Origin of the sequence: Mesobacillus jeotgali, assembly GCF_014856545.2 — a bacterium.
Taxonomy (GTDB): domain Bacteria; phylum Bacillota; class Bacilli; order Bacillales; family Cytobacillaceae; genus Mesobacillus.
Genome location: NZ_CP109811.1, coordinates 3,183,337 through 3,195,729 on the forward strand (window position 1 = coordinate 3,183,337; position 12,393 = coordinate 3,195,729).

16 protein-coding genes are annotated in these 12,393 nt (G+C 42.7%); 2 read left to right on the forward strand and 14 right to left on the reverse strand.

All coding sequences use genetic code 11. The annotated features are described in order from the left end of the window. Positions 1-125: 125 nt before the first annotated feature. From FOF60_RS16345 to FOF60_RS16360, 4 genes are all read right to left on the reverse strand, one after another. Positions 126-614 (reverse strand): YpuI family protein, encoded by a 489-nt coding sequence (locus FOF60_RS16345; RefSeq protein WP_192470648.1) that lies wholly within the window; start codon positions 612-614, stop codon positions 126-128. 161 nt (positions 615-775) lie between these two features. Continuing rightward, positions 776-1,195 (reverse strand): hypothetical protein, encoded by a 420-nt coding sequence (locus tag FOF60_RS16350; protein ID WP_192470649.1) that lies wholly within the window; start codon positions 1,193-1,195, stop codon positions 776-778. Positions 1,196-1,349: 154 nt separating this feature from the next. Continuing rightward, positions 1,350-1,940 (reverse strand): SMC-Scp complex subunit ScpB, encoded by a 591-nt coding sequence (gene scpB, locus FOF60_RS16355; protein ID WP_192470650.1) that lies wholly within the window; start codon positions 1,938-1,940, stop codon positions 1,350-1,352. 4 nt (positions 1,941-1,944) lie between these two features. Beyond that, a complete protein-coding gene (locus FOF60_RS16360) occupies positions 1,945-2,688 on the reverse strand; it encodes a segregation/condensation protein A (protein WP_192470761.1) in 744 nt (247 codons plus the stop codon). A gap of 199 nt (positions 2,689-2,887) precedes the next feature. Between FOF60_RS16360 and FOF60_RS16365 the strand changes: the two genes are divergently transcribed. Together FOF60_RS16365 and FOF60_RS16370 are read left to right on the forward strand one after the other, a co-directional pair. After that, entirely contained in the window at positions 2,888-2,995 is a 108-nt protein-coding gene (locus FOF60_RS16365) for a YjcZ family sporulation protein (RefSeq protein WP_192470651.1), read from the forward strand. A 139-nt stretch (positions 2,996-3,134) separates the two neighbouring features. Beyond that, the gene (locus FOF60_RS16370) at positions 3,135-3,662 is read left to right on the forward strand and encodes a DUF309 domain-containing protein (protein ID WP_192470652.1); all 528 of its coding nucleotides are present in this window, start codon (positions 3,135-3,137) and stop codon (positions 3,660-3,662) included. A 15-nt stretch (positions 3,663-3,677) separates the two neighbouring features. Here the strand turns inward: FOF60_RS16370 and FOF60_RS16375 are convergent, their stop codons facing one another. From FOF60_RS16375 to FOF60_RS16420, 10 genes are all read right to left on the reverse strand, one after another. Further along, positions 3,678-4,055, reverse strand: coding sequence for a GNAT family N-acetyltransferase (locus FOF60_RS16375; RefSeq protein WP_192470653.1), 378 nt, complete (start codon positions 4,053-4,055; stop codon positions 3,678-3,680). A gap of 426 nt (positions 4,056-4,481) precedes the next feature. Beyond that, positions 4,482-5,801 carry a diaminopimelate decarboxylase gene (gene lysA, locus FOF60_RS16380; protein ID WP_192470654.1) on the reverse strand — a complete coding sequence of 440 codons (1,320 nt, stop codon included), beginning with the start codon at positions 5,799-5,801 and terminating at the stop codon, positions 4,482-4,484. Positions 5,802-6,026: 225 nt separating this feature from the next. Beyond that, entirely contained in the window at positions 6,027-7,505 is a 1,479-nt protein-coding gene (locus FOF60_RS16385; protein ID WP_192470655.1) for a spore germination protein, read from the reverse strand. After that, a complete protein-coding gene (locus tag FOF60_RS16390) occupies positions 7,489-8,067 on the reverse strand; it encodes a stage V sporulation protein SpoVABEA (protein WP_192470656.1) in 579 nt (192 codons plus the stop codon). Before FOF60_RS16390 ends, FOF60_RS16385 begins: the two co-directional genes overlap by 17 nt. A 103-nt stretch (positions 8,068-8,170) precedes the next feature. After that, positions 8,171-8,593, reverse strand: a complete 423-nt coding sequence (locus FOF60_RS16395) for a stage V sporulation protein AB (protein WP_192470657.1) — start codon at positions 8,591-8,593, stop codon at positions 8,171-8,173. Then, positions 8,583-9,200 carry a stage V sporulation protein AA gene (locus tag FOF60_RS16400; RefSeq protein WP_192470658.1) on the reverse strand — a complete coding sequence of 206 codons (618 nt, stop codon included), beginning with the start codon at positions 9,198-9,200 and terminating at the stop codon, positions 8,583-8,585. Before FOF60_RS16400 ends, FOF60_RS16395 begins: the two co-directional genes overlap by 11 nt. Positions 9,201-9,523: 323 nt before the next feature. Next, positions 9,524-10,282, reverse strand: coding sequence for an RNA polymerase sporulation sigma factor SigF (gene sigF, locus FOF60_RS16405; RefSeq protein WP_192470659.1), 759 nt, complete (start codon positions 10,280-10,282; stop codon positions 9,524-9,526). A 13-nt stretch (positions 10,283-10,295) separates the two neighbouring features. Next, positions 10,296-10,736: an anti-sigma F factor gene (gene spoIIAB, locus FOF60_RS16410; protein WP_041965295.1), complete on the reverse strand. Its 441-nt coding sequence runs from the start codon at positions 10,734-10,736 to the stop codon at positions 10,296-10,298. A 3-nt stretch (positions 10,737-10,739) separates the two neighbouring features. Beyond that, positions 10,740-11,090 carry an anti-sigma F factor antagonist gene (gene spoIIAA / locus FOF60_RS16415; protein WP_041965294.1) on the reverse strand — a complete coding sequence of 117 codons (351 nt, stop codon included), beginning with the start codon at positions 11,088-11,090 and terminating at the stop codon, positions 10,740-10,742. A 142-nt stretch (positions 11,091-11,232) separates the two neighbouring features. Then, positions 11,233-12,357, reverse strand: coding sequence for a D-alanyl-D-alanine carboxypeptidase family protein (locus FOF60_RS16420; protein WP_319801588.1), 1,125 nt, complete (start codon positions 12,355-12,357; stop codon positions 11,233-11,235). Positions 12,358-12,393: the final 36 nt, after the last annotated feature.

The window sequence follows — 12,393 nt, forward strand, 5'->3', positions numbered from 1 at the left end:
TATGACACAAATTGGAGGACGAGAACAGCGGCGGTTCGAATATTTTTCCTGAATGGAGCAAGCCGGACAGCCAATTTTCAAATAAAAAGGGAACAGCCAGTTAAATAGCTGTTCCCGGGTAATCATTATCTTGATTGAAGCATTTTTGTCCGATAATCTGTTTCGTAATATTCAAGCTCTTCGCGGGCTCTCTGAAAACCACTTTCAAGACTGACCATCAGTTCGTTCAGCTCAGCCGGCACTTGCTGCCTGAACTTTATTGCATTTTTTCCAGTATAAGCGGCTCTGCTGTCCTCATACCATGCATCGTTTTTAGGAGAGAAGAACTCTTCGATGCACTGATAGTAGATTCGGTAGAGCGTCTTCTCAGCTGCCGGCTTTGAGAAGACTTCTGCCTGCAGAATCACCCTGCACGCATCCAGGCCTTCATCACAGTATACAGCCAACTTTCGAAGGCTTGAAAGAATCGTTTTAAAGTATTCTTCATCTGATGGCTGCCCTTGTTTTAGTTTTTCAAGGGTTGTTTCATTCAGGTAGTTCTCCAGCTTCTCTACGGTATCCGCCAGAAATCCCCTTACTTCCTCGATTTGTGTTTTTACGATTGTATTTCCCAAATTGACACCCCCACTGGATTTTAACCATTTCACCTTCGACGTTGCTTCTTTGCGACGGACTCTCATGATCGATTCAATTATGGAATCGGGTATCTTTAAAGTGAATTCCCGCGACCGCGAATCTTAAGAGTCTGAAGGTAAAGATAACAAAGTTTACGAAACTATACCGGCTGGATAATATAATCCAAGGGAGAGCGCACTTCAAAGCTGCCTTTTTGCTCGATGCCTTCGTATATCCCAGGTATCTTGCTGTAATCCAGTCCTTTGAAAATATCCGCGAACTCTCTCTGTTCATTTATATATACCCTTTTACGATGGCGATATCCCGGATTTTTCAATAAGGCAGCTAAAGCCACCAAATCCCTCATATATACTTCCTTGCTTCCGGTGTTGAAGATTGGATCCTGTTCAAATGGAGTAACACTTCCAGCCAACTCATCAAAATACCTCACATAAAGGACATGCAGGGTTTTCTCCTTGCCATCTTCCACAAATGTCACTTCGCTTCGGTTGAAAAAATCCTCCGAGGTGTTTGATTTTTCTTTTTCAAGTTCATAACCAATACATTGCTTTATAAGCATGGTATTCCTCCCGTTGGACATTCATTCTTAAAAACCTTATGTAGAAAGAAATGCTTTGCAGATGAAGCCAGAAGCCCAGCATTCGTCTATTAAGCATTTCCAGAATAATTATTTAGATTTTATCATAAATTCTAAACTTTGTGCACAAAAGCTATTAATCTGCTTCCATTGTTTCCTGGAATTTCTCAAAGAATAAATCCGCGTCATCCTGCAATTCGTCATCCTCAATATGATCAGGAAGCGGAGGCAGTTCACTTATATTTTTCAATCCGAAATAATCGAGAAATTCTTTAGTTGTTCCATATAAAATGGCTCGTCCCGTTCCTTCTGCTCTTCCAACTTCTTTAATCAAAGCCCTTGAAGATAGAGTATGGAGAGGTCTTTCCGTTTTTACCCCGCGGATTTCCTCAATTTCAGCCCTTGTAATTGGCTGCTTATAAGCTACAATCGCCAATGTTTCAAGTGCTGCTTGTGACAAGTGCGCGGTTCCTGGAGATTCCACAAGCTTTTTTAAGTAATCGGCATGATCTTTTTTCGTGGCCAGCTGGTATACTCCAGCCAGCTGGACGATTGTTATTCCGCGGTTTTCGTCTTTTTCGTAATCCTGCTGAAGTTCGGTAACAATTTCATTGGCTTGGATTTCATCCACTTCGAGCACAGCTGTAATTTGCTTCAGGCTCAATCCTTCATCACCTGCGGCAAACAGGAGGCTCTCCAATATTCCTTTCCACTTCACTATTCCCACGCCCCTACTCCTTTCTGGCTGTCATATAAATATCTGCAAAGTTCTGCTCTTGTTCTATGTCGATTTCTTTCCGTTTAATCAATTCTAAAATCGCCAGAAAGGTAACGACAATATGCTCTCGGTCAGATTCGGGAAACAAGTCATAGAACTTTTTCCTTTCACCGCTTTCTTTCAGGAAACTGAGAACCTCGTCCATCCTTTTTTCGATGGAAATTTCCTGACGGGCAATTTTGGTTGAGATTGGCCTTTGCAGCTTTTTCCTTCTCAGAAGCTTTTGAAATGCACCAAGCATGTCATACAACGAGACATTCAGGTCGTTATTTTCACCCTTGATTTCATGGGCATATTCTGACAGGTCACTTGGAGGTTTGGTGTACATAAGACCCCGTTCCTCCTCAAGAGATTTAAGATCACTTGCCGCCTCTTTGAATTTTTTATATTCAATCAATCTCTCCACGAGTTCATTTCGCGGATCCCCGTCATCATCAAATTCGAATTCATCTTCCAATTCTTCCTCATGCTTAGGGAGGAGCATCTTGCTTTTAATTGCTAACAGCGTCGCTGCCATCACGAGATATTCACTTGCGACATCAAGCTGCAATTCCTTCATCGCATGGATGTACATTAAGTATTGTTCCGTTATTTCTGCTACGGGTATATCGTAAATATCAATCTCCAGACGATTGATCAAGTGCAGAAGTAAATCCAACGGACCTTCAAAGGCCTCGATTTTCACATTATATTGCATCATTTCCCACCAAAATTCCTTTAATGAACTACATCATTATATAAGTATAGTAGATTAACTTCATGTTATCCATTACTAATTTACATGGTGAAACTGAAGTCTTTATGCAAAATAGGCGCTGCGCCCAAACCTTTTTGTTTGTTCCTGCATAAGCTGAGATTGAATACTAGGCTATTTCATTATTAGGAGGTAATGCTAAATGTCAGATAAAAAAGGGCATGGACATGGTTACGGATACGGTGCAGGATTTGCTTTAATTGTCGTGCTTTTCATCTTGCTCATCATCGTTGGTGCAGCCTGGTTATAAGCTAAAGCTAAAGCCAAATCAAAGACGAAGATGCCCGGCACTAGCCGGGCGTTTTTATATTTAGCTGATTGGACCGGCTTCTTTTTATCATTTAATTAAATATATGCTAAGCTAGTAGTACTTGATAGGGGGTTATTTCATGACAAAATATCCAATATCCTATATACAATATCTCGCTCATTTCCACGGAGACAGGGATTACTTTGAATGTCACGAAATTCTGGAAGAATATTGGAAAGCGACAGATGCCGGCAATAAAAAATCCATCTGGGTTGCACTGATACTGTTGGCGGTATCAAATTACCATTATCGCCGCAAAAATTTCCCCGGAGCAATAAGGACTTTAATTAAAGCGATGGAGATCTTTGCTGATGACAAGGAAGCGACTAGCCGTTTGGGGATCGATCCTGAAATTTTATCAGGCACACTGAGTAAAAGAAAAGAAGACTTGTTAAACAGACTTCCATACACAAGCTTTAACCTGCCTGTATGTGATAGCGAGCTTAAAAAGCTTTGCCTTGAAGAGTGCAGGAAAAATGGTTTTACATGGGGAGCAGGCAGCGACCTGCAAAATCCCGATTTAATCCATCGACACTCAACACGTGACCGAACAGATGTCATTTCAGACCGGCGGATGGCTCTAGAAGAAAGGAAAAACAGAGAATAATAAAAGGCAGCTGGATTAACATCCACTGCCTTCTACACTATTGTCTTCCTCGATGCATTTTTCAAAAAAGGATGCTGTTTCAGCATTTGCAGCTGCTGTCCATTCAGGAAACATCTCCTGCAGAGAATTAACCATACGCCTTCCAATTCCCTGGTGGCGATGTGATGGATTCACTGAGATGTGAAGAAGCTGCATCATTTTCTCTTCAGTGAAGTTAACACCCAAGAGTCCGATGATATCTTCCCCTTCTTTCCATAAAAACAGTTGCCACGAATCATCCGCTTCATAATTCCTCATCGTCTGCTGAAGTTTTTTCAGATCCTTTTCATTTGGCATGAAAGATAATAACCCCATTGCAATCTTTTCAAATGCCTTTTTATATCGAATTAACATAAATATCCCTCATTGTGGTTTGACAATAATAATGGAATGAAAACAGCACTATTTTTCCCATATCCCATTTAATTTAAACCTTATCTTCCCTTAAAATGGAATCGACTTAAAATGCAAAAACACCATTTTGATACTATATGTTTTTCCTCAATTTATGGTTCTTCTTTTAATTGAATTGATAATATCATACATAATCTCTAACGATACTTCAAATTTTTTCAGAAATCTATTGACCTGGTACGATAAAAAACCAGTAATAAGCTCCCCAGCCAATAGACATTAAAAGTAATAATGCGAATAACAGCCAGTTGTTCTTTTTCAAACGGAATCCCTCCCAATCTGTAATTTTACAACAAGACCGGGTTTTTAGCCAACGAAGTAAATTTTCGTTTTTTATCCTGTAAAAAAAGCTGCGGGAGAGCAGCTTTAATTTTTCACCTTTTCTTTAAAAGGAAGATCTAATTTTAACATATCTTCAAATGTTTCACGGCGAACGACGAGGGTATCCTCTGAATCCTCCAGGAAAACCACCGCTGGCCTTGGAAGGCGATTATAATTATTCGCCATAGAATACCCATAGGCACCTGTGCAAAAAACAGCCAGAAGGTCATGGTCTCCAGCCTTTGGCAGCGGGAGGTCCCAAATCAGCATATCTCCAGATTCACAGCATTTCCCGGCAATCGATACAGTCTCTTCAGGTTTGTCCATGACTCTGTTTGCAAGCACTGCTTCATATTTAGCCTGGTACAAGGCTGGGCGAATATTATCGCTCATCCCTCCATCGACAGCTACGTACTGACGAATATTCGGTACATCCTTTCTCGAACCAACGCGGTAAAGGGTCGTACCAGCATCCCCAACAAGAGAACGACCTGGCTCTATCCAGATTTCCGGCATATTCATTGAATAGTGAGAAGCTTGCTTTTTCACTTCCGCAATGATTTCTTCAACATATTGAGCTGCCGGTATTGGGTCATCTTCGTCTGTATAGCGAATTCCAAATCCACCGCCAAGGTTGAGGACTGTGGATTCGAAAGACAGATCCGTTTTCCACTGATTAAGCTTTTCGAAAATTTTCTGTGCCGCCAGGATGAATCCTGTCGTTTCGAAAATTTGTGAACCAATATGGCAGTGCAGTCCGAGAACTTCAAGATTCTGGTTATCAAGACAAAGTTTCAAAGCCGCTTCAGCCTGTCCATTCTGTAAATCAAATCCAAACTTCGAATCTTCCTGTCCTGTTAAAATATAGTCATGTGTATGGGCTTCAATGCCAGGTGTCACTCGTAATAAAACTTTGATCACTGCGTTCTTTTCTTTGCAAATATCCTTAAGCATGTCCAATTCATAAAAGTTATCGACAACGATACAGCCAATATTGTGTTCTATGGCCATGATCAGTTCATCCCGGCTTTTGTTGTTGCCATGGAAATGAATTTTTTCTGTCGGGAAGCCAGCCGCAAGTGCCGTATAAAGCTCTCCGCCAGAAACGACGTCTAGTGAGAGATTTTCCTCAGCGGCCAATTGCACCATTGCCACTGTTGAGAAAGCTTTACTCGCATACGCTACTTGAGCAGTTATACCAGCATTCTCGAATGTTTTTTTAAACGCTCTTGCCCGTTCCCTGATCAAGGCAACGTCATAAACATATAGCGGGGTTCCATACTTTCCAGCCAATTGGATTGTATCAACACCGCCAATTTCCAAGTGCCCCAGTCGATTAACTTTTGCAGTTCCATGAAATTCCATGTTGTCCCCTCATCCCTTGCCATTTAAAATCATTGTTCAAATATAATTTTTCATTGTTCAGTTAATTTAGCCATAATTTGTCCTATGGCTGCGTGAAACCTGTCCCGAAAAGATAAATAAATAGACAGTTCATCTGATGAACTGTCTATTTATTTTTCGCTTTAAGTCTTTAGTAAATTAAAAACACTTTACCATAATTTGAGGGAACGTGCAATTGCAACCTTGTCACGATTTTGATGGCTGCTTGTAGCGGTTCCGTGCATGGACAATGCTTGGCCTGATTTTCGAACCTGGCACAGCCCTCCTGATCAATATCTGCATAAACGCAACAGGGTGAAAAGGAATGAATGGCCACAGATAAGGAGTGTTCAAGGACTTAATACTGGCAAGGAGCAGCAGCCAGGCCGTGGTTCCTGCCACAAATCCCGGAACATGGAATATAGCAGTCGAAATTAACAGAAATACCCTTCCTATTTTGTTCGCTATACTAAGTTCATAACTTGGTGTCGCATAAGTTCCGATTGCCGCCACAGCGACATAAAGAATGACTTCTGGCACGAACATTCCTACATCGATGGCGATTTGCCCGATCAGGACTGCAGCGATTAAACCCATTGCAGTGGAAAGCGGTGTCGGCGTATGGATGGCCGCCATCCTCAGGAACTCAATCCCTCCATCTGCAAGCATGATTTGCAAGAAAATCGGGATGTTGGAGTCTTCATTAGGCCCGATAAATGAAATTTTATCAGGCAGAAGATCCGGATTCTGAACAAATAAATACCATAACGGCAAAAGCAATAGTGACGCGAGCACCCCAAGGAATCGTATCCAGCGTACCATTGTCCCGACACCTGGTGATTGCCTGTACTCTTCAGCATGCTGAAGATGGTGGAAATAGGTCGTCGGTGTAATGATAACGCTTGGAGATGTATCAACATAAATAAGGACATGTCCTTCAAGCAGATGGGTCGCCGCTACATCGGCACGTTCCGTATACCTTACCAGTGGGTATGGGTTATAGCCTTGTTTCACCAGAAATTCTTCAATTGTTTTATCTGCCATCGTGATTCCATCGATTTTAATTGACTGCAGCTCTTTTTTAATGACTTTGATCAGATCAGGGTTAGCGATATCTTTTATATAGCCAATCGCAACGTCTGATTTCGACCTTTCGCCTACCTTCATCATTTCAAAGCGGAGATTCTCATCCCTGATCCGCCTTCTTGTCAACGCGGTATTGACGATGATATTTTCAACAAAGCCGTCGCGGGATCCTCGCACCACCTTTTCTGTATCAGGCTCCTGTGGCTGTCTCCCCGGGTAGCTTCTGACATCAACCACTAATCCTATTTGTTCACCCTCGACCAATATAACAATGAGTCCTGAAAGAACCTGATCGACAAGCTCATCCATCGTTTTGATTTTTTCTACAGACTGGTGGGTAATCCGGTTCTCCACAATCTCTTGTAGATGTGTAGAAAGTTTCTCGTTATCATTGATGTCCACCAGTTCTTCAACAATATGTACGATGAAGCTTGTATCGCACAGACCATTCACATAATAAAAATGGACATTCTTTTTAAGGATTTTCAGCTTCCTGACTCCAAGGTCAAAACTGGCTTCCAGGCCAACATGGTCTTTCATATATTTTTCAGCTTCGTCCAATGATTTCGGGATGGGCAGCTTGTCATTGTTCTTTGGCATAGAATCCGCTCCTTTCAAGGATGATTTCCACTGCTTTCTTCGTTATTGGCGAACCGATTTTATAGTGATCACGGCGTGCCATTTTACCGATATCCCCTATTCCGATTATTAACGGGACATCAAGCGTATCCAAACAGTACACTGTATCTCCGTTAATTCTCCCCATTTCAAGTTCTGGAATTCCATGTTTGTCCACTCCATAGGGGGTGAGTTCACCTTCCCGGTCTATGCAAAAATCCACGCGGCTCCATTCCGCCATATGAGTTTTCGAAGCGACAGCAATCGCTCCGAGCACCTCAATATCTTCATGCTCAGCCACGTATTTAAGAGCTTTCTCTCCTGCTCCCTCTCCCAGAAACCCACTATCGTCGAACATAACTAAAACAGGATCCTTTGCAGCTTTTTTGATTAATTTAACAAGGTGCGGCCCCGAAAGGACAGAAGGATTGCCATGTGAAAGAGAGATGCACCGCCCGCCTACTTCTGCAGCCACATGCTCAACTGCACGCCGGGCATAATCATCACCATCTGTAATTAAGATTACCTTCCTTTTTTCGGCCATTCTCTGCCGTCCTTTCTGCCATTCATTTTTACTGGATTATTTTCGCTGCAGGTGTGGGCAGGGCACTTACTCCAGTCAAACTACCTATAGCGGCATTCAATCATCAACGTCCTACGAAATAAATCCAATGGAATAATGAGCCGAAAATTTTACCCAGCACGATCGCCATCAACAATGTCTCCAGCTTGTCATCCACCCTGACTCTTCTAGCGAGAATTGGGAGTACATTCAGGACCTCTGTCAAAGCAGCAGCCAGCATACCGACAAATATGCCCCCCGCCAACCCAAGCGGGATTGTCACGTAAGGAGAGAAATTCATCACTGGATCTCTCAGGCTTCCTGCAGTTCCAAGCAGAGCTCCGAGTACCACTGCCCACTCATACCAGGAAATCAGTTTCATTGTCTTCGTCAGCTGTGTTAGTCTGGGAATCACTCCGAGAACCGATAAGAAAGCAACAAAACCAGACCCAACAGCAAGCCCGCTTGCCAGCCCAATAAGGACAATGAACAAGACACTAATCGTCATTTAGATGTTTCACGCTTTCCTTGTTTTCATGCAGGATGACATATTGATCAAGAGATTGCTGATAATTGAACATTTCTACTTCAAGCGGGCTCGGCTCTTCATTTAGCCTCTTTTTGAATACATGGTTAAAGAACAGGATCATACCCAAACCAATACCGATTGAGTAGGGAATCTGGAATAACAGCGGCTTCGCGACTTCCTTTCCTGTCATGATAAAATAAAGCCGCTGATGCACCGACTGCATGCTGACATCTTCATGGAAGTTCATGATGGTCAACGCTGCACCGAAAAATAACAGGAACCATACAAGGATAAAGAAGGGGATCGACATCCCTTTTTTCTTGTAAATTACCTCGATGATCGTTTGAGGAGGCCCCACAGTCTGGATTTCATGATCAGGATATATCCCAGCAATGAAACGAATGATCTTCATGACATCGATAATGTGAATATGGTCCTTCGGCATAATCTTTTTAACTTGAAGAGAGGCCAGTTCCTGAAATATATCTTCGCTGGCAATGATCTGCGCAATATCCTTCAACAAAAGTGATTGCTCAGGTTTGACCTGGACGCGATTTCGCATACGGATATAAATCGTTTTTTCCATCAGATTCACTTCCAACACAGTGTTTTCCTCGTATATTTAGTATGGATTCCTGCAGTTATTTCATGAAGTCCAATAATTGGTTAAGATGGGATGTTCATTAAGGAAGAAAGAAGATGAAAAGGTTATTGTGGAATGACTAGTTGGGTTTATTGGCGACCTGTTTTTCCAGATTCTTGATTTTTTGGTCACCAATACACCTTATTGGTAACCTATTTTTCCAGATTCTTGATATTTATCACGCCAATCTGGTTAATCGTTGTTAAACTCTTTTCCTAAGTATTATCGTGCACCAATAAGTGCAGAAAAAAAAAAGCCATATGGATTCAAAGATCCATACGGCCTTTCATTTGCTGCAATATTTTCTTTTCGAGACGTGAAACCTGGACTTGGGATATTCCCAGGCGGACTGCGACCTCGGATTGAGTCTGATCCTTATAGTATCTCAGATACACGATCAGTCTTTCCCGTTCGTCAAGCTCGTTAATTGCCTCTTTTAATGCAATTTTATCAAACCAGCGGCCTTCTTCCCCGTTGTCGATCTGGTCTAGCAGGGTAATTGGGTCGCCGTCGTTTTCGTACACGGTTTCATGGATGGATGCCGGACTGCGGCTAGCTTCCTGTGCCATGATCACATCTTCAGGTGAGAGTTCCAGAAACTCGGCTATTTCATTGACAGTTGGTACCCTGCCCAATGTTTTGGAAAGCTCATCCTTCGCTTTCCGTATCTTATTACCGGTTTCTTTTAATGACCTGCTCACCTTCACGGTGCCGTCATCCCTGATGAAACGCTGGATTTCACCAATGATCATGGGAACGGCATACGTCGAAAACTTTACATCATACGAGAGGTCAAATTTATCAACTGATTTCAAGAGGCCGATGCTGCCAATCTGGAACAGGTCGTCAGGTTCATACCCCCTGTTGAGGAAGCGCTGGACGACAGACCATACAAGTCGCATATTTTTCTGGACGATTAAGTCCCTGGCCCCCTGGTCACCCTGCTGGCTTCTCAAAATCAGTTCTTTGACTTCATGGTCCTTAAGATACGTTTGGCTATTATCCTTTTTTACCTCCACATCCATAGGCAGAACTCCCTTAATTGCACAGCGCTTTGCTCTTTGACAGGTGCTTTTTCAAACGAATCTCTGTCCCAAAGCCGGGCTCTGATCTCACTTGTACTTCGTCCATGAAATTTTCCATAATCGTAAAGCCCATACCGGACCTTTCAAGTTCAGGCTTGGATGTATACAGAGGCTGCATGGCTTCATCGATATCTGGAATCCCTATTCCTTCGTCCTTAATCAGCATTTCCACGGTTCCATCCTGAATCATCACAGAAATAAACACTTTCCCATCTGGATTACTTTCATATCCATGAATAATCGCGTTCGTTACCGCTTCCGATACTACCGTCTTTATTTCGGTGAGTTCATCCATCGTTGGGTCCAGCTGGGCGATGAATGCAGCAACCGTCACACGGGCAAAAGATTCATTTTGGCTTAGCGCGCTAAAATGAAGATTCATTTCATTCTTCATGTATCAAGCAACCCCCAATCTCTCTAATGCATATTCTTCTGACGGTTCAAGACGGATAATCTTGAATAAACCCGACATGTCAAATAACCTCTTGATTGGCGGAGAAATTGCGCAAACAACCATCTCTCCATGAAGCTGCTTGATTTGTTTATACCTTCCTAAAACTACCCCCAGACCTGAACTATCCATAAATGTGAGGTGTTCAAGGTTCAAGACAATGTGGCGGACTTCTTCGTTTTCAAGGGCTTTTGTTGCCTGCTCGCGAAGCTGGTCTGCAGTATGATGATCTAATTCACCGCTAACTCGAATCAATAAGACGTCATGCTTCACTTCAATATCAATGTTAAGACTCACTATCCAAAGCCTCCTTATCTGGTATAGTGAGTCAAATTCTCCATTAATTGAGACAAATCCTTCTTAGGAACAAAACTAGTGCCTATTCGCTAAAACTAGATGGAATGGCAGAGTTTTCGACAATTCTGGTTGGAAATTTGGATTATTGCTGGCTTCCAGCTCTTGTAAACATTCCAAATGAGCGTTTATACAGGATCCACCAGCTGGCTTTCTCCACCTTTGCATCGGCAACCAGTGGTGTTTCAGCAAGGGTTTTTCCATCTTTGACCAGCTTCAAGGTACCTACTCTGTCACCCTTTTCGACAGGGGCTTTAAGACTTTTATTCAAAGTGATCTTCTGCTTTACATCCTTTACGTCTGCTCCCTTTTTGGTCAATAGAGATACACTTTCAGATGTAACTGCGTTTATTGTCTTCTGGTCTCCTTTGCTGATGGCTGCTTTTCCAAGTGCATGTCCTTTCTTGAACATAGGATGCGTCTGGTACTGGCTGAATGCATAATCCAGCATTTTCGTTACCTGTGCATTCCTGGCCTTGGAAGTAGGCGCCCCAAACACGACTGCAATCGCACGCATGCCATCCTTTTGAGCTGTAGCCGTCAGGCAATATTTCGCTTCATTTGTGAAACCTGTTTTCAGCCCATCCACTCCTGGATAAAAACGAACGAGCTTATTTGTATTGACCAACCAGAATTTTTTATCAGAGTCCTCTCGGAGATAATCTTCATACGTTCCTGTGAATTTGGTGATCTTTTCGTATTTCAGCAATTCTTTCGCCATCATGGCCATGTCATAAGCCGAGCTGTAATGCCCGTCGACAGGCAATCCAGTTGTGTTCTTGAATACTGTATTCTTGAGGCCAAGCTCATTTACTTTCGCATTCATCATTTTGACGAAAGCTTCTTCAGAGCCGCCAATTCGCTCAGCCATCGCCACTGACGCATCATTGCCTGAGCCGATTGCAATTCCTTTCAGCAATTGCTCAACTGTCATTTCTTCTCCTGGCTCAAGGAAGATTTGGGAACCTCCCATTGAAGCAGCATATTCACTGGCACGGACTTTTTCGTCCATTTTCAGCCTTCCTTCATCGAGCGCTTCCATGATCAAAAGCATTGTCATGATTTTGGTCATACTCGCTGGCGGCAGCTTTTCATGGCTGTTCTTATCAAATAGAACCTGACCAGTATCACGTTCAATTAAAATAGCTGAACTGGCGTCGTCGGCCAGTCCCGAGTCTCCTTCATTTGCGTATCCTTTTGGGGAGATCATTGCAGCGCCCATCATAAAAACAAGCAGTAAACTCGT